This is a genomic window from Spiroplasma endosymbiont of Crioceris asparagi, from assembly GCF_964020035.1.
GTDB lineage: Bacteria > Bacillota_I > Bacilli_A > Mycoplasmatales > Mycoplasmataceae > TIUS-1.
In genome coordinates this window covers 35,454-58,296 of sequence record NZ_OZ026475.1, presented here as the reverse complement: position 1 = coordinate 58,296, position 22,843 = coordinate 35,454, and the positions used below count along the sequence as shown (strand labels likewise).

The following is a 22,843-nucleotide window of genomic DNA, read 5'->3' as shown; positions in this document are numbered from 1 at the left end:
ATAGTTTATTTAATTGTAATACAAAAAAATAATTCTAGCCTAATTTTGTTTTAAATTCTTGTTTATCAACTTCATCTAATTTTGACATATCTTTAATTTTATTTTTCAATATTCTGTCAATGTCTCTTAAAATAATTGCTTCAAAATATATTTTTTCTTTTTCTTCCTCTGTTTTACCTTCACACAACTCAGTAATTTTAGCTTTTATTTTTTCTTTATCACCTTGAATATTTTTAAAATCAAACTTTTCAACAATTCTATCTAAATCTTCATTTGTTAAATTAACATTTTGCACTTTTTCATTGTACATTTCATCTAATTTATCCATAAATCCTGAAACAATTGTGAATTTCATTTTTCATTGATCTTTTAAAACTTCATCTTTTTCGTTTTCAATTAATTGTTTAAATTTATCATCAACATTTTTTCTACTAAACTCTTCTGGAGATATTCCGACTTCTTCAAGAATTAATTTAATATCATTTTCTGTAATATTAATTGTTCTTTCTTCCATAGATGGCTCTGCTTCTTGTGTGTTAGTAATTTGATACAACTCAATGATTGAATCATTAGTAATATTTATTTTCATATTATTAAATAGTTTTGCAGATTCTTCAATATATTGGTGGAGTGGATTATTTTGTGCATATTGTTGTAAATAAATACCAGATCTTAATTTTTGTGATAAATTAATATGATTTGTTCAGTGATGGTCTAATTTTCTAAGAATTATTTTTCTTTCAATATCTTGTCTTACGTCTTCTGGAATATTTCTATTTTTTGATAAATAGTGTTTCATCATTAAAGTTTGTAATTTATTTGCAATTTCATTTATTTCTAAACCAATAAAATCTTTTAAATTTCAATCAGCTTCTGAAATAAAAGTGCCCTTTAATAAATTAAATAGCTTTTGCAAGTTTACTGTTTTTTCTCCCCTTGTTACTTCTGATGCTTCAGATACTTTTTCAAATGCAAATGTATATTGAAATTTTGAAATTACATTTTCAAGAGTTGGCGAGAATAAAATAACATCTCTTTGAGAATAAATAGATTCTCTTTGTTGTGACAAAATATTGTCATAATCAAGAATATTTTTTCTTTGATCAAAGTTTAAACCTTCAAGTTTTTTTTGTGCATTAGTAATAGCTTTAGTAAATAATCTTGATTGAATATGATCTTCACCAAGCTTCATAAACATACTTTTCATTCTGGGAGATGAAAAACGAATCATTAATTCATCGTCCATTGAAACATAAAATCTTGAATCTCCCGGGTCACCTTGTCTACCAGATCTACCTCTTAATTGATTATCAATTCTTCTTGCTTCATTTCTTTCAACACCAAAAACAAATAAACCTCCTAGTTTTCTTGTTTCTTCTGTAAGTTTAATATCAGTTCCTCTACCTGCCATATTTGTTGCAAGAGTTATTGATTTTAACTGACCTGCTTTTTCAACAATATCTGCTTCTCTAAAATGGTTTTTTGCATTAATCATTTCAAATTTCAAATTTTCTTTTTCAAGATATCTTGCTACTTGTTCTGAAGACTCAACTGATGTTGTTCCAATAAGTATTGGTCTTCCAATTTCATTTATTTCACGAATATCTGCAACCATTTTTTTAAGAGCTGCATTTTTTGAACCAAATGTATAATCAGGATAATCTCTTCTTATTAAGGGTTTGTTTGTAGGACAAACAATAATTCTAGTATTATAAATTTTAATAAATTCTTCTTCTTCAGTTTTTGCTGTCCCTGTCATACCTGAAATTTTTGCATATAGACGGTAAAAATTTTGATAAGTAATTGTAGCTAAAGTAACTGTTTCTTCTTCAACTTCAACACCTTCTTTTGCTTGAATAGCTTGTTGTAACCCATCTGAATATGATCTACCCTCTAAAACCCTACCAGTAAATTGATCAATTAACTCAATTTCACGTTGAGCATTAACCATATATTCAACACCTTCTTTGAACATATAATTTGCTTTTAATGCATTTAAAATTAAGTGATAAATTTCTGCATTGTTAATATCAAATAAATTTTTTAAAGAAAAGTATTTTTCAGCTTTTTCAATACCCGAATCTTGCAAGGCTACTTGTTTTGTTTCAAGATCAAAAAGTAAGTCAACATCTTTATTTAAACTTTTTGCAAAAGCATCTGCAGCTTTATAGAATTGAACTCTATTTTGACTACCTCCAGAAATTATTAATGGTGTTCTTGCTTCATCAATAAGCACAGAGTCAGCCTCATCAATAATTACATAATTTAAACCACGTTGAACTTTTTGATTAGCGCTTGTAACTAAATTGTCTTTTAAATAATCAAATCCTAATTCAGAGTTTGTTGTATAAGTAATGTCTTTTAAATAAGCTTGTCTTTTTTCATCTTTATTTAAATTTCTACTGTTTAAACCAACACTAATATTTAAAAAATTAAAAACTTTTCCATTAATTAAACTATCACGTTGAGAAAGATATTCATTAACTGTAACAATGTGAACTGGTTTTCCAGTTAAGGCATTTAAATACGCGGGAAAAATTCCAGTTAAAGTTTTTCCTTCTCCCGTTTTCATTTCTGCAACATCCCCATAGTGAAGTATAATGGCTCCAACTAATTGAACAAGATATGCTTTTAATTTTAAAACCCTAAAAGCAACCTCTCTAACGGTTGCATATGCTGGTATTAAAATAGAATCTAACGATTCCCCTTTTTCTACTCTTTCTTTAAATTCTTCTGTTTTTGCTGATAGTTGTTCGTCACTTAATTTTGAATATTCATCTTCTAAATTAATAATTTGTTTTGCAATTTTGGTGTAATTGTTAATGATTTTTTTATCACTAGCCACAATAATCTCCCCTTTATATAAATGTATTTTATCATTAATAATCTATTATTTTATTATTATAAGAATATAGTTTTGTTGCGCCATTGTTGAATAATGAAAATTCATAAGAGTAATTTTTTTTAGTGTACTCACGATTATCATCTCCAGTTAGGTACACGTTTTTGTTTTTAAACAACTCATAACTTCTTTCCCCTGGAAAATAATGATGTCCACTATATTTTTTTCATTTGCCATAATTATTTGTTCCGCTTATTATTACAGTTGAATAATTAAAGTGTTTGCTTAATAATTCACTTGATGAATTATCACTACCATGATGAGCTGCCATAAAAATATCTACATGCATTTTGTTTTTCATAGAATTTAAATAATAATTATTTCTTAACTCTTCATCCAAAGAATCAAAAGTCATTAATATTTTTTGGTTGCCCATTGTGACTAAAAATACTGCTGAGTAATCATTTTGATCCGTGTGCTTTATCTGAAAAAAGTCTTTTGAATAATATGTCAAATTAAAAATTTTTAATCCCATAAATGAATAATTTTCTTGATAATCCAATAAATTTAAGTGATTGTTTTTAGGCAAAATATCTTTATATTTTCTATTTACTGGTAAACCTATATTTTTAATATTATATTTCTTTAGCAAACTTAATAAAGAAGAATAATGATCATAGTGATAATGACTTATAAAAACAGTTTCAATTGTTTTAATGCCAATTTGACTTAATTGATTTACCGGAAACTCATTTCGATTATCATTGCTTCCAATTCCAACTCCGCAATCAAAAATTATTGATTTATCATCTTGCTTAATTAATGTAAATAAACCATTACCAACAGAGAAAACAAAAAAAGAATACAATTTATTTTTATTTGTATAATAACTTATGCTATCCCTATTTAATTCAATTATTGTAATAAACATCATTAAGGGAATAATTAATATCGTTAAAATTTTTAGGATTTTCTTCATATTATATACATCGCACTTTACAACCTTAAAAGAATAATATAAAATAAAAAAGTTAAGGTCTTTAAATTATTAAAGCCTTATTTGAAACTTCGAAGAAGTTATTTATTTTATTTGAATTTTAATTAAATATAAAAAATTCTTAAATGGAAAAAATTAAATTTAAACCAAATGTTAACATTTATTTTTTCTTTTGGTTTATTGGAAAACGGTGAAAATTATGAACAAACAAAATAAGAAAATTCTTCTTATTGATGGATACCATATGCTTTATAAAGGTTATTATGGTTCATTAAAAAGAAAGAAACAATCATTAAATAGAGATGGATTACTAATTAATTCTATTTATGTTTTTGTTGCGAATTTTGTAAAACTAGTAAAAAGTAAAAATTATCATACAATTATTGTTGCATTAGATGTTGGTAAATCTTGTTGAAGAAAAGATCTTTATCCTCAGTATAAAGAAAAACGTAAGGAAACTCCTGAAGAATTAATTCCTCAAATGGAAATTTTAAGATCATTTTTAAGTTCTGCTAAAATTCCTTGATATGAAAAAGAAGCCAATGAAGGTGATGATGTTTTAGGAACAATTGCAAGAATTGCAACAAAATTAAAATATGATGTTGAAATTATTTCTAATGACAAAGACATCTATCAATTAATAAGTAAAAATGTTACTGTTGCTTCTCAAAAAAGTAAAAAAGATAAAAATGAAGTTATTGGTGTTGAACAAGTAATTGAAACTATGGGTGTTGAACCATTACAAATTCCCGATTTAAAAAGTTTAATGGGAGATGTTTCAGATAACATAATTAAAGTTAAGGGACTTCATAAACATGTCGCAATTTCACTTTTAAAACAATATGGAACCGTTGAAAACATTTTAGAAAATGTTGATAAATTAAATGATAAAACAAAAGAAAAAATCATAGCTGCAAAAGACCAAATTATAATGAATAAAAAAATTACAACCATTAAAACAGATTTAGATCTTGGTTGAATTAACTTTAGACCTTTAAAAATTAATTACATTGGATTAATGGGTTTTTTAAAAAAACAAAAAATGTTTTCTTTCATTAATATGATTGAAGAAGAATACAAACTTCAACTAGAATGAAGAAAGAAAAAATATGAAATTCTTAACATAGTTAAAGAAGAAAACAATAAAAAAACGAAAGAATAATTTCTTTCGTTTTTTTTATATTTTATTTCCATCTTTATCTACAAAATAGGCATTACTTGTGATTATTTTGACTTGATGACCTGTAACATTTAATAATCCCCTATGTACATGAATATACATTTCTTCTTTATTATTTAAATTTCTAACTAAAATTTTACTTAAAGTTAATGAACTTATTAAAGGGGTATGATTTTTATAAACAGTTATGTCTCCATCAATGGTTGTCATATTAACACACTCAACTTCTTGATCAATAAACAATTTTGTTGGTGTAATAATTCTTAAACTTAGTCTATCCATTGTTTTTAGTTTTATTAAATCTTTCAATTACTTCATCAATAGTTCCTGCATATAAAAATAATGTTTCAGGAATGTTATCAACTTCACCATCAAGAATTTTTTTGAATGATTTAACATTTTCCTCAACCGGTACATATTTACCTTTTCTTCCAGTAAATTTTTCCCCTACTGTAAATGGTTGTGACATAAAGTTTCTTATTTTTCTTGCTCTATTTACAATCATTTTATCTTCATCAGATAATTCATCCATTCCAAGAATTGAAATGATTGATTGTAAATCTTTATATTTTTGTAATGTTTCTTGAACATTTAAAGCAACATTATAATGTTCTTCACCAACAATTGCGGGATCTAACATTCTTGAACTTGAACTTAGAGGATCAATAGCTGGATAAATACCTAAAGCGGCAATATTTCTATCCAAAACAATTCTTGCATCCAAGTGGGTAAATGTTGTTGCTGGCGCTGGATCGGTTAAATCATCGGCCGGCACATAAACAGCTTGAACAGAAGTAATTGAACCTTTATTAGTTGAAGTAATACGTTCTTGTAGTGCTCCCATTTCTGTTGAAAGAGTTGGTTGATAACCAGCTGCTGAAGGCAATCTACCTAGTAAGGCAGAAACTTCAGAACCAGCTTGTGTAAATCTATAAATATTATCAATAAATAATAATACATCTTGATTTTTTTCATCTCTAAAATATTCAGCGATTGTTAGACCTGTTAAGGCAACTCTCATTCTGGCTCCTGGTGGCTCATTCATTTGTCCAAAAACTAGAACAGTTTTATCAATAACACCAGATTCAATCATTTCAAAGTAAAGGTCATTACCTTCCCTTGTTCTTTCACCTACTCCGGCAAAAACAGAAATTCCCCCATGTGCTTTGGCAACGTTGTTAATTAATTCTTGAACTAGAACAGTTTTACCAACTCCAGCTCCTCCGAATAAACCAACTTTTCCACCTTTTGAAAATGGAGTCATTAAGTCAACAACTTTAATTCCTGTTTCCAAAATATCAGTAGTTGTAGATAGTTCTTGATAAGTTGGTGCTTCTCTATGGATTGGCATTCTTTTTACTTTGCTATCTATTTCTGGTTTTTCATCAATTGCTTTACCAAGAACATTAAACATTCTTCCTAAAACTTCATTTCCTACTGGTGCAACAATTGCATGACCGGTGGCAATAGCTTCAACGTTTCTTGAAAGCCCTTCTGTAGAACCCATAGAAATTGTTCTAACTAGGTTATCTCCAATGTGTTGAACTATTTCTAAAACTAAAATTTCATTATTTAGTTTTACTTCAACTGTTGAATAGATTGGTGGTAAAGAATTATCATCAAATCTAACGTCAACAACTGAACCCATAACTTGGGCAATTTTACCAATTTTATTTTTAACTTTTTTTTCCATTTAGCCCTCCAACTATAATGACCCAGCAACAATTTCAATAATTTCTTGGGTAATTCCTTCCTGACGTTTTTTATTGTAAAGAGATTTATATTCTTCATATAATTCTTTTCCATTTTTACTTGCCGCTTCCATTGCAATTCTTCTACTTGCATGTTCAGAAAGTTGTGATTCCATAATTGAACCATAGATTATTGTATTAACATAAAATCCCATGTTCATTTCCAAAATTGTAGATGCGTCTGGTTCAAACAAAATTTCTTTTTCTGATTTTTGATCTTTGATTTCATTTTCTTTTCTAATAATTGGAATTAAATCAAGTACAGTTTCTTGGAATGTTGCATTATTTATAAATTTTGTATATAAAATTTTTATTGCATCAATTTCTTCATTATTATACTTAGAAATTAAATCCGAAGTTAATTGAGTTAAACTTTTAATTGAAAAGTTTTCATCAACATTTAAAATTTGTTCAAAAACATTGTAATTATTTCCTTTGAAGAAATTTGTCATTTTAGTACCAACAGTTATAACATTGTCTGATTTACTAATATTTTTTTTGGCTAATTTTATTATATTTGAGTTATAACCACCACATAAACCTAGATTTGAACCTATAACTATTCAAACTGGGTTTTTATATTCTTTCTTTTTATTGAAAAGATATTTAGAGTTATCAGAGTTATCAATTATTCTTACAAACATTTTGTAAACTTCTGAAATATATTCTTGCATGTCTACAACTTTTTTTCCTAATTTTTTTAATTTTGAAGTGGAAACTAATTCCATTGCTTTAGTAATTTTATTAATATCTTGAACTCTAGTAATTTGCGTTTTAAATTCACTTAAATTTGGCATTATTTATTAAACTCTTCAAAACTTTCTTTATTACCATAATCTTCAAAATTATAATCAGGAATTGTGTTAATAATTTTTTTAATAATTTTTTTAATCTCTTTAATCGCGTTGTTTGTTAATTCATCAGTATATTCTTTTTGTGTTAATAATTCATTTCTAATTTTTTTACCATTTTCATCATTTTGGAAATGTTTAATTATTTGTTTTTTTAGTTCGGTCATTTTTGTTAATGGCAATCATTTAATTAATTTATTTTTAATTGCTAATAAAACAAGTGATTGATCAATTTGGTTTAAAGTTTTGTATTGTTCTTGTTTTAATAATTGAACAATTTTTTCCCCGTGTGATAATGTTTGTTTTGTTGTTTCATCTAAATCACTACCAAATTTAGAAAAGGCTTTTAATTCATAATATTGTGCCAATTCAAGTTTTAATGTTGATGCAACTTGTTTAACAGCTTTAATTTGCGCAGATGATCCAACACGACTAACACTTAATCCAGTATCAACAGCTGGTCTAATACCAGAGTTGAATAATGATTCTGATAAGAAGATTTGTCCGTCTGTAATTGAAATAACGTTTGTTGGAATGTAAGCAGATATATCTCCTGCCAATGTTTCAATAATTGGTAATGCAGTAATACTTCCACCACCAAATTCTTCAGTTACTCTCGCAGCTCTTTCTAATAATCTTGAGTGTAAGTAGAATACGTCCCCTGGATATGCTTCACGTCCCGGTGGTCTTCTTAATAGTAATGACAATGTTCTATATGCAGACGCATGTTTAGATAAATCGTCATAGATTATTAATACATCTTCACCATTAAACATTCATTCTTCAGCAATTGTTACACCAGTATATGGAGTAATGTATTGAATTGGTGCTGATTCACTTGATGATGAAGATACGATTGTTGTATATTCTAATGCTCCAGCAGATCTTAGTTTTTCTACAACTTGTGTAACTGTAGATTCTTTTTGACCAATAGCAACATAAATACATTTAACATTTTTACCTTTTTGATTAATTATTGTATCGATTGCAATTGCAGTTTTACCTGTTTGACGGTCCCCAATAATTAATTCTCTTTGCCCTTTACCAATTGGTATTAAAGAGTCAATTGCTAAAATACCAGTTTCCATTGGTTGATCAACTGATTTTCTTGACATAACACCAGTTGCAATTTTTTCAACTGGTGATTTTTTTGAAGAAACAATTTCTCCCAATCCATCAATTGGTCTACCAATACCATTAACTACTCTACCTAATAATCCATCTCCAACTGGTGTTGTAACAACAGATTTAGTTCTTTTAACTTTATCACCTTGTGAAATAGATGATTGATTACCTAAAATAACAACCCCTACTGAACCTTCTTCCAAGTTCATAGCCATTCCATAAGTACTATCGTTAACTAATAAAAGTTCACCATTCATAACATCATCTAGACCATAAACAACGGCAACACCATCACCTATAGAGGCAATTGTTCCTTCTTCAGATTTAATTATTTTTTTTCCGTAATTTTCGATTTGTTGTTTAATTACTTCAGAAATTTGATCTATTTTAATTCCCATTATTTACCTCTATTCTAAATTAGATTTTGAAATTTGATTTCTCATATCTTCAAATCTACCTTTTAATGAACTATCAAATATTTTGTCACCAACGACAACTTTTACACCAGCTAATAGTGTTTCATCAACTTCATTGATAAACTCAATTTGAATATTCATTTTTTTGCAAATGCTATTAGCAATTTTTTTAATAGCCGCATCACTTAATGTTGTTGCAGAAATAATTTTTCCGAAGTGTTTATTTTGACTAGTAATTAATTGTTTTTTAGCAATTGTAAAGATGTCAAAAGATTTATAAAACACATCTGAATCTATCATGAATCGAATTGTGTTAATTAAATCAACATCAACATGAGATTTCACAAAAGTTTTTTCTATAAAGCCATCAATATCAGCTTTAGACATTTTTTGATATGACAACATTTTTGTAATACTATAATTTTTTTTAAAAGCATGAAGCAAAGCATTTATTTGTTCTAAAAATAATGCTTCTTTATTTTTTTCCCTAGCAATTTCTAAAATGGCATTAACTCAAGCGTTTTCTAGAGCCATTATTCACCTATTTTATCCAATAATTCATTTATGTATTTTTCATTATCTTTTTTAGAAACATTTGATTCTAAAAGTTTGCTTGCTATTTCAAATGCTAAGTTTGTAACTTCTTGCTTCATTGATTTTTCTGCTTCTTTTTTTGAAAGTTCAATGTTGTTTTTTGCTGTATTTTGCAGATGCTCGACTTCAATTTTTGTTTTAGAAATAATTTCATTTTTTTCTACTAATGCTTCACTAATAGCTGAATTAATTATTTCTTTAGATTGTCCTTGTGCTTCTGCAAAAATTTGTTTTGTTTCTTCTTCAATTTTAGAAATTTCAATTTGTTTTTCTAATGCTTGATCTAATAATTCGTTTATTTTTTTTCTTCTGTCGTTAATAAGTTTTTTTGCCGGTTTGTAAAGTAGTTTTGATAAGATTATTACCAAAACAACTGTAGCAATTAAGTGGGCAATTAAATTTGGTATGTTCGGAAATAAAGCTTCATTTATGTCCGGAACTCCAGGTGTTGTATCATCTGATAAAAATAACATATTTAACATTTTAAACTTCTATCCAACAACGAATATTAGTAAGATAGCAATAATAAGTCCATAAATTGAACCTGATTCACAAATACCAGCAAAAACAAACGCTTGTGTAGTAACTTTTGAAGCCATTTCTGGGTTACGACTAATTGTTGCACAAACTTGTCCCCCAATAGTCCCTTGACCAATTGCGGCCCCAGCATAAGAAACTGACGCAACTCCGGCACCTAGATGTGATAACCCTTTGTCAGTCATCCCATCTGCTAATAACATTGGTAAAAATACACTTAATACATTTATGTAGTTTGTTGCAAAGTTAGTTAATAATTCACTTAAAAACATAATTAATCCTCCTATAATGTTTGTTCTTTTCTTTCTTGAAAATTATCTTCTTTTTGATGAGCTTTCTCATCGTGTACGCTTTCAGATCAATAACTTAATGTTAAGTTTAAGAATACGAAAGCCTGAATTCCGCCATCAAATAAATCAAAATACATGTGCAAGAATGGAAATATTGTAATTGAACCAATATTTAAACCAGCAACCATATACTTAGGATCAAATTGCTTGTGAAATCAAATATAATTAGAAGCTCCTTCGCTTCAACTATTTATTTGATCATGTGGGAAAAATATTTTAGCTGACAAACCAATCATTGCGGCATATGCAAGACCTAAAATAATTGCCCCCCCCAACATGTTACCAAATAAACGGAATGAGATTGATATCAAAGGAATAAATTGCATTAATAATTCTGGTAAGAATATATATTTTTTAAAAAATCTTAATTTTTTAACTTTTAAACCAAAATATATAATTCCAAAAAAAGTTACAAGACCCATTGCAAGTGTAACTGTGTAAGATGATGCTGGTGGTTCAAATCCCACAATAGAAAATAAACAACCTACAAAAATATACATTCCAATATAAAGTATATATGGAGTTAAATGTGCATATTTTTTTCCCATAACAGATACAACAAGACCTTCTGTGCCTTTTACAAGACCTTCAACTATCACAAGCATCCCTGACATTGGTTGATCAATATTGTAGTTTCTAACTTTTACGTTATAAATTATACAAATTGCACAAATAAAAATGGTTACCAATGCTATAGAAGTTAGTTGTGGTGTAATATCTCAAAGAGATTTGTTTACTTTATCCATTATTGATGAATTTTTATCATCAGCTAATAAACCTAGATTTAACACGCTATTTTTTCCTTTCTATTTTTGAATTTAAAAAAATTATATTTTATTGGAACTATATTGAAGATAATTGAAATTATACATCCCAATAAAACAGCTTTAATTTCAAAAATATTTTGATAATATACTGAGATTACAAACGGAATTAAGTAGATACCATGTATTAAAACAACATAAAAAATATATTCATACATATTTTGTCTTTTAATAACGCTATCTTGTCTCAAAATTAAAAGTGTGATAATTATGTAATTAAAAAAAGAAAAAAAGGTAAAACCTAATATTCAAGCATAATTAATAACTCCAAAAAATTTTAAAACGAATAACAAGATAATTATAAAAATGACCAACGAAGTAAAAACAAATAGTCTTAACTTCAAGTCATTTTTCACAGCATACCTCTTAATTGCGTCTATTAGAGATTATATCACTTTTAAATTATTTTGTACCAAAAATTCTATCTCCGGCGTCCCCTAATCCTGGCTCTATATAACCCTTTTCATTTAATTTATTATCTTTGCTTGCTAGATATATTTCAACATCTGGATGTTTACTTTGAAGTAGATTTATTCCTTGTTCAACACCAACTAATCCTACAAATTTAATATCTTTTGCTCCCTTAGCTTTAATGATATCAATTGCTTTTACAGCACTTCCACCAGTTGCCAACATTGGATCAACAACAATTACATAGCTATTACTAATTTCTTTAGGAACCTTAGAATAATATTCAACTGGTTTTAAAGTTTCTTCGTCTCTATATAAACCAATGTGTGCTATTTTTGATGTTGGTAAAATTTTTTGAATTCCATCTACCATCCCAAGACCAGCTCTAATGATTGGAACCAAAACAACAGGTGTATCTAAAGTAAATCCCTTTGTCTTCTTAGTTGTTGGTGTATCAATAATAATTTCAGAACATTTAATATCTCTAAAAATTTCATAAACCATTAACATCCCTATTTCATTTAAATTTTCTCGAAAATCTTTTGAACTAGTTTCTGTTTTTCTCATTCTTGTTAATTTATCCATAATTAATGGATGGTTTAAAATTTTAACTTCCATATTTACCTCTTTATTGCTTTAACAATTCAACTCTTTCAATGTGTCTTCCACCTTCAAAATCAGTTGATAAAAACACTTTTAATATTTCTAGCGCTTTTTCTTTAGCAATAATCCTTGCCCCCATAGCAAGAATGTTGGCATTATTATGTTGACGAATTAATTGTGCGATTTGTGTTTCATAGACTAATCCAGCAATTGCCCCTTTAACTTTATTTGCAGCAATAGATATTCCTACACCTGTTCCGCAAATAACTATTCCCAAGCCATTATCCTTAACAACATTTTCGGCAACCGTTTTACCAATTAGAGCATAATTTGAAGATTTGGTAAGATTAACACCCAAATCAATAACTTCATAATTATTTTGTTTTAATCAACTCACTAAATAATTTTTAATTTCGACACCTGTGTGATCATTACCTATGTATATTTTCATATTTAAAATCCATTATAATATTTTTTATTTTTGTAGGCATTTTTAATATCGAATTTTTCACGATAATTTTGTGTTTTACCAGATTCAATTGCCTCAATAGCTTTTACCGCAGTGGCGTGTGAATCACATACAATTAATTGTGGAACATCTCCATTATCTAATGGTTCATAATAAAATGATCCAGTAATCATTTCATTTAAACCAAAACCAGGAATTTCGTATTTTTTAATTCCTCTGTGAAATAATTGATTTGAAATAACTACAAATAAATATTTTTCTTTATTTTTAATAGCTTGTTCGACTGCTAAACCATATTCAACATTTGTTCCACTATCATCACTGTCTATTTCAAAAATTAAATAATCAGCGTCTGTTAATGCTTGAAAATCATAACTAAAAATTTGTTTCATTGTTGGAGATGAATCTGGTTCGTTAAAATCAAAATCAATTGGATTTTCAATTATCATATTTTTAAATTGTTTTCTTAATATTTTTCCTTCATTCAATCTTGTTTGAATTTGGGCTTCATTAAACATGCTTCCAGCATTATAAATTACTTTTTTATTATTTCTCATTTTTCTCCTCAAAACCAATGTATAAACTTTCATTTTTGTATGTATCTTTAATATCAAATTTAAATGCCTCTTCAGGTTTGTTTGCTTCTAATAATTTAATAACTTCAATTGCATCATCGTGTGTTCCACAAAGAAACATTTGTGGATTTTTTGGATCATTTACTTGATCATATTCAAATGCTCCAGTAATCATTGCGTTTAATTGAAATCCTGGAATTTCACCATTTAATATTCCTTGTTTGAATCTAAAGTCAGAAATAACTGGAATTAAAACTTTGTTTTTATTTGTTAATGCTTGTTGAAACACTAAACCAAATTCCATTTCAGTTCCACTATCTCATGAATCAATTTCTAGAATAACGTAATCGGCATCATTCAATCCATCATAATCCATTTTAAATATTGCTTGATTAGTAGGTCTTTCAGTTTGATTAGTATCAAAATCAACGGGATTACCAATTCAAAAGTTTGGGAAAACTTTTTTTAGTTTTTCTCCCTCTCTTTTTCTTGCATCTCATTGAGCAGATGTAAACATACTTCCAGCATTATATATTACTTTTTTATTGTCCCTCATATGAACTCCTTTATGCTTTAATTTTAACAAATAAAAAAGTTAGTCATAGACTAACTTTAAAATATTAATAATCGTCGTTTGATGAATCTTCATTTTCCTTAATTAATTCAGCAATAGGTTTAATTCCAGTACCAGCTGGGATTAAGTTTCCTAGCATAATATTTTCTTTTAATCCTTCAAGACGATCTACTTTACCTCTAATAACAGCTTTAGTTATAACTCTTGCAGTATCTTGGAATGAAGCAGATGACAATCATGAATCTGATTCAAGAGGTGCTTTTTTAATACCAAACACTCTTGTTCTTGCCAATGGTGGTTTTTTGTTATTAATGATTGCATCTCTAATTGCTTTTTTATAAGTAGAAACTGAAATGATTTCTCCTGGTAACAACTCAGTTGCTCCAGAATCAACAATTTGAACTTTGTTTAATATTTGTTTAATAATTATTTCAATATATTTATCTGAAATTTCAATACCTTGTAAACGATAAACTTTTTGAACTTCTTTTAAAATATAATTTTGTACATTTCTAATTGTTGAATATTCTAATAATTCTTTAATTAAAACAGCACCTTCAGTAAGTTTTTGACCCGCTTTAACATCCATTCCTTCTTGAACACGAAGAATTGCTCCGTATTTAGTTTTATGAACTTGTTCGTCGTTGTCAGATGTTACTGTGATTGAGAATGTACTATCATGTTCTTCAATTTTTGTAACTTTTCCATCAATGTGAGAAATTGTTGAAATTGTTCCTTTAGGATTTGTAACGTCAAATAGTTCTTTAATACGTGGTAATCCTTGAGTAATGTCTGATTCCCCGGCAACACCACCTGTATGGAATGTACGCATTGTCAATTGTGTACCTGGTTCTCCAATTGATTGCGCTGCAATAATTCCAACTGGTTCTCCAATTTGAACAACTTTTCCAGTTGCTAAATTAATACCATAACATTTTTTACATACACCACGATCTGAATTACAAGTTAATACAGAACGAATTTTTGCTTTTGTGATACCAGCATTAACAATTTCTTTAGCAATTTCTTCAGTAATTAATCTGTTAGCATCAACAATAACTTTGTTTTTCACTTTAATAGTTTCAAATGAAAATCTTCCAACTAATCTATCAAATAAAGGAACGATAACACTGTTGTTTTTAGTGTCAACAATATCTTTAACATCAAACCCTTTAGTAGGATTACAATCTTCATTTGTAATAATAATTTCTTGAGAAACGTCAACAAGTCTACGTGTTAAATAACCTGAATCGGCAGTTTTAAGCGCGATATCAGCCATCCCTTTTCTGGCACCATGAGTTGAAATAAAGAATTCTGACACAGTTAATCCTTCACGGAAAGAAGATTTAATTGGTAATTCTTTAATATCACCTTTGGGGTCATTCATAAGACCACGCATACCTACAAGTTGAGTAAAGTTAGAAACGTTACCCCTTGCTCCAGAGTCAGCCATAACAAAGATTGGATTTTTTTTGTCTTTTCTAAGAACGCTTTCAAGTTGAGTTTGAATTTGATCTTTTATTCTTGATCATACTTCAATAACTCTTCTTTTTTTCTCACGTCTAGTTAACATACCCATTTCGTAGTAACTTGTGATTTCTTGAACAGTTTTTTCAGCTTCTTTAAATAACTCAAATTTTTCTTTGAAGACAATTGCATCTCCTGCAGAAATTGTTGTTCCAGATAATGTAGCATATTTAAACCCAATATCTTTCATGTTATCCAATATTTCAGCTGTTTTTTCTGAACCATATAATTTAAAGTATTTTTCAATAATAACTGATAAATCTTTTTTCTTAATTGGTTCTTGAATTTGGTATTTTTCTGAAATGTATTTTTTGATATCAACATTATCACTAATCAATTGTTTTTTAACTTCTTCTTTATTTTTAATTGAAGCTCCATTAACAATGAATGGGAATGCGTGTTGTGAAAACATATCATTAAATAAAATTTTTCCAACTGATGTTAATAAATATTTATTTTGATCTTCTTCATCAAATTCTCTATTTTTCAATTCAGAAACAGGAATCGCTACAATAGCATGTAAAGAAACATTTTTATTATTGTAAGCCATTCATAATTCATCAAATGATGAAAACAATGTTCCCTCACCTAAAACTTCATTGTCTTTAGTTGATTTTTCTTCACTTGTAATAAAGTAATTTCCTAAAACAATATCTTGAGTTGGGGTTGCAAGCGGTTTACCATCTTTAGGCCCTAAAATTGCTTTAGATCCCAACATTAAATATCTAGCTTCAGCAATTGCCTCATCAGATATTGGTAAGTGGACAGCCATTTGGTCACCATCAAAGTCGGCATTAAATGCGGTTGTAACTAATGGGTGAATACGGATTGCTTTACCTTTAACAATTTTTGGTTCAAATGCTTGAATACCAGAACGGTGAAGTGTTGGAGCACGGTTTAACATAACCGGTCTTTCTTTAATAACTTCTTCTAATACTTCTCAAATTCTTGCATCATTTGCTTGAATCATTTTTTCAGCTACTTTAACATTTTCTGCATAACCTTTTTGTTGTAATGTTCTAATTACAAATGGTTTAAACAAAATAATTGCCATGTCTCTTGGAATACCTGCTTGATACATTTTTAAATCAGGACCAATCGCAATAACTGAACGTCCGGAATAATCAACACGTTTTCCTAAAAGGTTTTGACGGAATCTTCCTTGTTTTCCTTTTAAAATTGATGTTAAAGATTTTAAAGGACGTTTGTCTTTACTTGTAACAGATCTTGGTTTTCTTTCATTATCAAATAAGGCATCAACAGCTTCTTGTAACATACGTTTTTCATTGTTAATAATGATACTTGGAGCACCCATTTCTTTAACTTTTTTTAAACGTTCATTTCTAATAATGATTCTTCTATATAAATCATTAATTTCAGAAGTTGTAAATCTTCCTCCATCTAATTGAATGATTGGTCTAATGTCTGGAGGTATAACTGGTATAACTCTTAAAACCATTCATTCTGGTTTAGATTTAGATTGTTTTAATGAAAATAATGTTTCCAATCTTTTCATTAATTTTTGTTGATCAGCAGCTATTCTAACTTCTTTTAAAGCATCTCTTGATTTTTGAATTTCAACATCAAGATCAATATCTTTTAATAAAGTTTCAACAGCACTTGCACCAATTCCAAATTTTGCATTAGTGTGTTTTGAAATAAATTCAGCAGCTTCGTCCATTGAAAATGGAACATTTGGTGAATATAAAACAGCTAATAATTTTTCACATTTTTTATATTGGAATTTTTCAGGATCTAAATTTTCTTTAATTTCTTCTAAAGTTTTAATTAGTTTAGTACGAGTTTTAAGTGCATTTTTAGAATTACCTAAATCTAAAACTTGTTTGTATTTTAAGTGTTTTGAATCACCAGCATCTAAAACGATATGGTTAACAAAATAAACAACTTCTTCAACTTCTTTTGTTTTTAAATCTAATAAAGCAGCTAATCTTGAAGGAGAAACTTTTAACATTCAAATGTGAGTTACTGCTTCTTCTAATTCAATGTGTCCAACTCTTTCACGTCTTACGATTGCTTCAGTAATTTCTACACCACAACGTTCACAAATTTTACCTTTGTTTTTAACTTTTTTGTATTTTCCACATGAACATTCATAGTTTTTTGTAGGTCCAAAAATTCTTTCATCAAATAAACCACCTTTTTCAGTTTTAAGTGATTTATAGTTAATAGTTTCTGGTTTTGTAACTTCACCATGTGATCATGATCTGATAACTTCGGGAGAAGCTAATTCAATTTTTATCATTTTTTTACCTGTTGCCATTAAATTAATTCTCCTCTTCTGTTTCTTCTATTTCATCTGGTTCTTCTAAATTCACTTCTGAATAATATTCTGGAATTGGTTCTTTATTAAGAATTTCACTAATATTTACATCATCAAACTCAGTTTCAATAGCTTCATCATCATATGCTTTGATTTGAACTTTATCTCCGTTTTCATCAATCATACTCATATCAAATCCTAGTCCCATAATTTCTTTAGTTAAAACATTAAATGATTCTGGAATTCATGGTTTTGGTAACGGTTTTGATCTAACAATCGCTTCATAAGTTTTTGTACGACCTTTAATATCATCAGATTTAATAGTTAAGATTTCTTGAAGTGTGTGTGCAGCACCATAAGCTTCAAGCGCCCAAACTTCCATCTCTCCAAATCTTTGTCCACCATTTTGTGCTTTACCACCAAGTGGTTGTTGAGTAATTAGAGAATAAGGACCAATGTTTCTTGCATGTAATTTATCATCAACCATGTGAGAAAGTTTAAGCATATACATAACACCAACTGAAATTGGTTTATCAAATGCTTCCCCAGTTCTTCCATCAATTAATTTTACTTTACCGTAATTATCCATTCCGGCTTCTTTCATAATTTCATTTAGGTCTTGTTCTTTTACTCCCTCAAATACAGGGGTAGCAACTTTAATACCTAATTTTTTAGCAGCCATTCCTAAATGTAATTCTAGAATTTGTCCAATGTTCATACGTGAAGGAATTCCTTGTGGGTTTAACATAATGTCAACTGGAGTTCCGTCTTCTAAGTGAGGCATATCTTCGATTGGTAAGATTTTAGAAACAACACCTTTGTTTCCATGTCTTCCCGCCATTTTATCCCCTTCTTGAATTTTACGTTTTTGAACAATATAGATTTTTATAACTTCTAAAATGTCTAATGGAAGGTCAGCACCTTCTGCTCTTGAAAATCTTTTAATTGATTGAACAGTTCCTTCACCACCATTTGGCACTCTTAAAGAATTATCTTTTACATTTTTTAGTTTTTCTCCAAAAATTGCATGTAATAATTTATCTTCTGGGCTTAGTTGAGCTTGTAGTTTTGGTGTAACTTTACCAACTAAAATATCCCCAACTTTAACTTCAGTACCAACTGCAACAATACCATCTTCATCTAGATTTTTTCTAGCTACTTCAGAAATATTTGGAATTTCTCTTGTGATTTCTTCAGGTCCTTGTTTTGTTTGTCTTCTTTCAATTGTATATTCATCAATGTGAATTGATGTAAATGTATCTTCAACAACAACTCTTTCTGAAAGAATAATAGCATCCTCATAGTTGTATCCATTTCAAGTTGTAAATGCAACAACTACATTTTGTCCTAATGCTAGTTCACCTTTATCCATTGATGGACCATTTGCAAGAACTTCATTTTTCTTAACTTTTTGTCCAACAACAACCATTGGTGAATGAGTAATTGATGTCCCACTGTTTGATCTAATGAAGTTATCTAAAACATAAGTTTTAACTCCTGTTTTTTCTTCAATAACAACTTTTTTAGCATCAACGTAAGTAACTACTCCATCTTCTTCAGCAACCACTGCAATTCCTGAGTCTCTTGCGATTTCATGTTCCACACCTGTACCAACAATTGGTGAATCAGGGTTAATTAGTGGAACAGCTTGTCTTTGCATGTTGGCTCCCATTAGCGCACGGTTAGCATCATCATTTTCTAAAAATGGAATACATGATGTCGCAATTGAAACAATTTGTTTTGGCGAAACATCAACATAATCAACTTCTTTAGAATTAGTAATAATTTCTTCACCTTGGTAACGTGCAACAACTTCGTTTGATAATGTTTTTAATTCTGACACGTTATTTACATTTGCTTGGGCAACAACATAATTTGTTTCTTCATCAGCTGTTAAGTATTGATATTCTCCATCAACAACTTTACCATCTTTAACTCTTCTATATGGAGTTTCAATAAATCCATATTCGTCAATTTTTGCATATGTTGAAAGATTATTAATAAGTCCAATATTTGGTCCCTCGGGAGTTTCAATAGGGCATATTCTTCCATAATGTGATGTATGAACGTCACGAACTTCAAGAGCTGCTCTATCACGACTTAAACCACCAGGTCCAAGTGAAGTTAAACGTCTTTTGTTTGTTAATTCTGATAATGGGTTTGTTTGATCCATAAATTGTGACAATTGTGACAAGTTAAAGAATTCACCTATTACAGCTGTTAATGGTTTGTTGTTAATAATGTTTGATGGTTTCATTTTGTATGGATTTGAAGTAGTTAATTTTTCTTTAACATTTTTATCGATTCTCATCATACCGATTCTGAATTGATTTTGTAACAATTCACCAACTGTTCTAACTCTACGGTTAGACAAGTGATCAATGTCATCTTCTTCTCCCATTCCTTCAACCATGTTTAAAATATATGAAACAGTAGCAATAATGTCAGGAACATTTAGAGTAGTATTGTTTTCTTTTGGTTCTTTAACAATACCAATTACTGGAATTGTTTCTCCCATATTGTTATCTTTATATACTTTAATTTTTTGAATTTTTGAAGTTGAGCCTTTGATTTCTGGACTAAATGAAATTTCTTCAATCATTGCGCCTTCATCAAGTGCTTTTGCAACTACATCAATATTGTTTTTTGTAATTTCTGTATCTTTTTTAATTACAACTTTACCATTGATATCAATTAAGTCTTCAGCTAAAACTCTACCCCTTAAATTGTTTTTAAGTTGTAATTTTTTTTCTAATTTAAATACACCAGTTTTGGTTAAATCATATTTTCTTCTTTCGAACAATAAACCATAAATGTATTTAATTGCTCCATCAGTTGTGGCACTTTCACCTTGCTTAATTTTTTTATAAATTTCTTGAACAGCATTTGCTCAATCAGCATATTTTTCGCCTGTTAATGAATCATAATTATATGTGTTTTCAAGAATTTGATTTTTATCAAAGATATTTAGAACATCTTCTTTTGTCATTCCTAAAGCAGTTAAAAAACTTGTTGCTGTAGATTTTCTTGATTTATTTATTTTTACATTAAATATTTTTTCTGATTTTGCAACTTTATTTTGATTTTGAATTTTAGTGTCTATTTCAAATTCTAATCATGACCCAATAACTGGAATAATGCTAGATTGATAAATAAATTCACCATTTTTTCTATCAATTTCTTTTTTGAAATAACTACCAGGTGATCTAACTAATTGAGAAACAATTACTTTTTCACTACCGTTAATTACAAAAGTTCCTCTATTTGTCATTAGTGGGAATTCACCAAAAAATACATCAGTTGTTTTAAAAACATCAACATTTACAAAATAATTTTCTTCATTTTCACCAGCAATTTCAAGTTGAATTGAATCATCTTTATGAGAAGTTTTTGTTTTATATCCAAAAAAATAAATTCCTTCTTTTTCTTCTTTAAAAACAATTCCTTGTGATTCTGATTTTTCTTCTAATCATACTTTTAATGATGTTTTTAGATCCTTAGTTATATTTTCTTTTGGAACTTCAATAGATTCCATTCTTACAGATAAAGATAAGTTTCCATAAATTGGAGCTTCATAAATTTTTCCTTCTGATCTAGCTCTTCTTTCATCCATTTTTGGTTGTCTGAATTCTCAACTATTCAATGTTAAAATAGCATTTCCATCATTTGATTGAATAGGAAATACTTCTTGAAAAACTTCATTAATACCTGTTTTTTTGAATCATTCAAATGTTTCTGTTTGAAGTTCAATTAAATTTGGTAGCTCAAGATTACCAGAAACTTTTGTGTAATCTCTTCTTTCTACCAAATTGTTTATTTTTTTAATTTTATATGCCATAGATTAATTTTGCCCCTTTTCGAATTCAATAATATTTTTTTATATTTTTAATAAAATAAAAAATTAATTATTTTAATTCTACTGAAGCTCCAGCGTCAACTAATTGTTTTTTAATTGCTTCTCCGTCTTCTGGTTTAACTTTTTCTTTTAATTTTGCAGGTAATGTTCCATCAACTAATTTTTTAGCATCCATTAGTCCTAATCCTGTTAATTCTTTAACAATTTTAATAACAGCCACTTTGTTTCCACCTGGTGATGTTAATAATACGTCAACTTCTGTTGGTGCTGCGTTTGCTGCCCCTTCTGCTGCTGGTGCAGCAACTGCTGCTGATGCAACAACTCCAAAGTGATCTTCGATTGCTTTTACTAATTCGTTTAATTCTGATAATTTCATTTCTTCTAATGATTTAATGATATCTTCTTTAGTTAATTTTGCCATAATTTTTCTCCTCTTTTTTATATAACTATTCTGATTTTGTTTTTGCTATTTCTTTAGTTAATAGCATGAATTGTCTCAATGGATAAACCAATGATGATGCAAACATTGAGTATAATTCTTCTTTTGAAGGTAAAGCCGCTACCTCTGCTATCCCTTGTTTGTCAAGCACAGTTCCTTCAATGATTCCGGCTTTTAATTCTAATTTATTTGTTTTTTTATTAAAAGCTCTTACTAATTTTGGTGCAGTAACACTTTCTTCTGAAAATATATAAATATTTTGTTCAGTTAAAGCGTCATCTAGACCAGAAATTTTTAATTCTTTTAAAGCTCTTAAGAAAAGTGTTCCTTTATAAACTTTAGCAATTGCATTTTGTTTTTTTGCTTGATTTCTCAATTGCATTATTTCAACAACTGTCATTGTTTTATAATTAGCAATTGCAAAACCAGGAAACTTTTTAAGATTTTCAACTATTTCATTAATAGTTTCTGCTTTTTTTAAATGTGCAGGTCTTTTTAAAGCCATTTTAATTCCTTTCTATAATTTGCACTATTTAATACTAACAAAAGAAAATCTCGATTTAAAAATCGAGACAAAAATAATGTATTTTAATCCTCGATAACAAATTAAGGCTCAAAGCCAGTTATTTTCTTTGGTATTA

The 22,843-nt window shown here is 28.4% G+C and carries 19 protein-coding genes and 1 other annotated feature (1 of these 20 running past the window's edge); of the genes, 1 reads left to right on the top strand and 18 read right to left on the bottom strand.

What is annotated here, in order from left to right; all coding sequences use genetic code 4:
• Positions 1–34: 34 nt before the first annotated feature.
• On the bottom strand, positions 35–2,845 hold the full coding sequence (gene secA, locus AACL01_RS00280; protein WP_339022848.1) for a preprotein translocase subunit SecA: 2,811 nt from the start codon (positions 2,843–2,845) through the stop codon (positions 35–37).
• A 34-nt stretch (positions 2,846–2,879) separates the two neighbouring features.
• Positions 2,880–3,821 carry a ComEC/Rec2 family competence protein gene (locus AACL01_RS00275; RefSeq protein WP_339022847.1) on the bottom strand — a complete coding sequence of 314 codons (942 nt, stop codon included), beginning with the start codon at positions 3,819–3,821 and terminating at the stop codon, positions 2,880–2,882.
• Positions 3,822–4,038: 217 nt separating this feature from the next.
• Here AACL01_RS00275 and AACL01_RS00270 point away from each other — a divergent pair, with 217 nt between their 5' ends.
• On the top strand, positions 4,039–5,001 hold the full coding sequence (locus tag AACL01_RS00270; RefSeq protein WP_339022845.1) for a 5'-3' exonuclease: 963 nt from the start codon (positions 4,039–4,041) through the stop codon (positions 4,999–5,001).
• Between the two features lie 15 nt (positions 5,002–5,016).
• Here the strand turns inward: AACL01_RS00270 and AACL01_RS00265 are convergent, their stop codons facing one another.
• The 16 genes from AACL01_RS00265 to rplJ form a co-directional block, all read right to left on the bottom strand.
• Positions 5,017–5,328, bottom strand: a complete 312-nt coding sequence (locus tag AACL01_RS00265; RefSeq protein ID WP_339022844.1) for a F0F1 ATP synthase subunit epsilon — start codon at positions 5,326–5,328, stop codon at positions 5,017–5,019.
• Positions 5,294–6,712: a F0F1 ATP synthase subunit beta gene (gene atpD, locus AACL01_RS00260; RefSeq protein WP_339022842.1), complete on the bottom strand. Its 1,419-nt coding sequence runs from the start codon at positions 6,710–6,712 to the stop codon at positions 5,294–5,296. The genes AACL01_RS00265 and atpD overlap by 35 nt, the downstream gene beginning before the upstream one ends.
• Before the next feature lie 12 nt (positions 6,713–6,724).
• A complete protein-coding gene (atpG, locus tag AACL01_RS00255) occupies positions 6,725–7,567 on the bottom strand; it encodes an ATP synthase F1 subunit gamma (RefSeq protein WP_339022841.1) in 843 nt (280 codons plus the stop codon).
• The gene (gene atpA / locus AACL01_RS00250) at positions 7,567–9,144 is read right to left on the bottom strand and encodes a F0F1 ATP synthase subunit alpha (protein WP_339022839.1); all 1,578 of its coding nucleotides are present in this window, start codon (positions 9,142–9,144) and stop codon (positions 7,567–7,569) included. Before atpA ends, atpG begins: the two co-directional genes overlap by 1 nt.
• A 9-nt stretch (positions 9,145–9,153) precedes the next feature.
• Entirely contained in the window at positions 9,154–9,696 is a 543-nt protein-coding gene (atpH, locus tag AACL01_RS00245) for an ATP synthase F1 subunit delta (protein WP_339022837.1), read from the bottom strand.
• Entirely contained in the window at positions 9,696–10,238 is a 543-nt protein-coding gene (atpF, locus tag AACL01_RS00240; RefSeq protein WP_339022835.1) for a F0F1 ATP synthase subunit B, read from the bottom strand. The genes atpH and atpF overlap by 1 nt, the downstream gene beginning before the upstream one ends.
• 9 nt (positions 10,239–10,247) lie before the next feature.
• Complete coding sequence (gene atpE, locus AACL01_RS00235; protein WP_339022834.1) at positions 10,248–10,565, bottom strand: ATP synthase F0 subunit C; 318 nt, start codon at positions 10,563–10,565, stop codon at positions 10,248–10,250.
• Between the two features lie 11 nt (positions 10,566–10,576).
• Positions 10,577–11,434: a F0F1 ATP synthase subunit A gene (locus AACL01_RS00230; protein ID WP_339022833.1), complete on the bottom strand. Its 858-nt coding sequence runs from the start codon at positions 11,432–11,434 to the stop codon at positions 10,577–10,579.
• A gap of 435 nt (positions 11,435–11,869) precedes the next feature.
• Positions 11,870–12,496 (bottom strand): uracil phosphoribosyltransferase, encoded by a 627-nt coding sequence (gene upp / locus AACL01_RS00225; protein WP_339022832.1) that lies wholly within the window; start codon positions 12,494–12,496, stop codon positions 11,870–11,872.
• Positions 12,497–12,506: 10 nt separating this feature from the next.
• The gene (rpiB, locus tag AACL01_RS00220) at positions 12,507–12,932 is read right to left on the bottom strand and encodes a ribose 5-phosphate isomerase B (RefSeq protein WP_339022831.1); all 426 of its coding nucleotides are present in this window, start codon (positions 12,930–12,932) and stop codon (positions 12,507–12,509) included.
• A 2-nt stretch (positions 12,933–12,934) separates the two neighbouring features.
• Positions 12,935–13,507 carry a hypothetical protein gene (locus AACL01_RS00215; protein ID WP_339022830.1) on the bottom strand — a complete coding sequence of 191 codons (573 nt, stop codon included), beginning with the start codon at positions 13,505–13,507 and terminating at the stop codon, positions 12,935–12,937.
• The gene (locus AACL01_RS00210) at positions 13,497–14,081 is read right to left on the bottom strand and encodes a hypothetical protein (protein ID WP_339022829.1); all 585 of its coding nucleotides are present in this window, start codon (positions 14,079–14,081) and stop codon (positions 13,497–13,499) included. Before AACL01_RS00210 ends, AACL01_RS00215 begins: the two co-directional genes overlap by 11 nt.
• Before the next feature lie 64 nt (positions 14,082–14,145).
• Positions 14,146–17,907: a DNA-directed RNA polymerase subunit beta' gene (gene rpoC / locus AACL01_RS00205; RefSeq protein ID WP_339022827.1), complete on the bottom strand. Its 3,762-nt coding sequence runs from the start codon at positions 17,905–17,907 to the stop codon at positions 14,146–14,148.
• Positions 17,908–17,911: 4 nt separating this feature from the next.
• Entirely contained in the window at positions 17,912–21,745 is a 3,834-nt protein-coding gene (locus AACL01_RS00200) for a DNA-directed RNA polymerase subunit beta (protein ID WP_339022825.1), read from the bottom strand.
• 67 nt (positions 21,746–21,812) lie between these two features.
• Positions 21,813–22,184, bottom strand: a complete 372-nt coding sequence (gene rplL, locus AACL01_RS00195) for a 50S ribosomal protein L7/L12 (RefSeq protein WP_339022823.1) — start codon at positions 22,182–22,184, stop codon at positions 21,813–21,815.
• A gap of 25 nt (positions 22,185–22,209) precedes the next feature.
• Entirely contained in the window at positions 22,210–22,707 is a 498-nt protein-coding gene (rplJ, locus tag AACL01_RS00190) for a 50S ribosomal protein L10 (RefSeq protein ID WP_339022821.1), read from the bottom strand.
• Positions 22,708–22,740: 33 nt separating this feature from the next.
• Positions 22,741–22,843: a sequence feature (ribosomal protein L10 leader region), on the bottom strand; it runs 13 nt beyond the window's last position.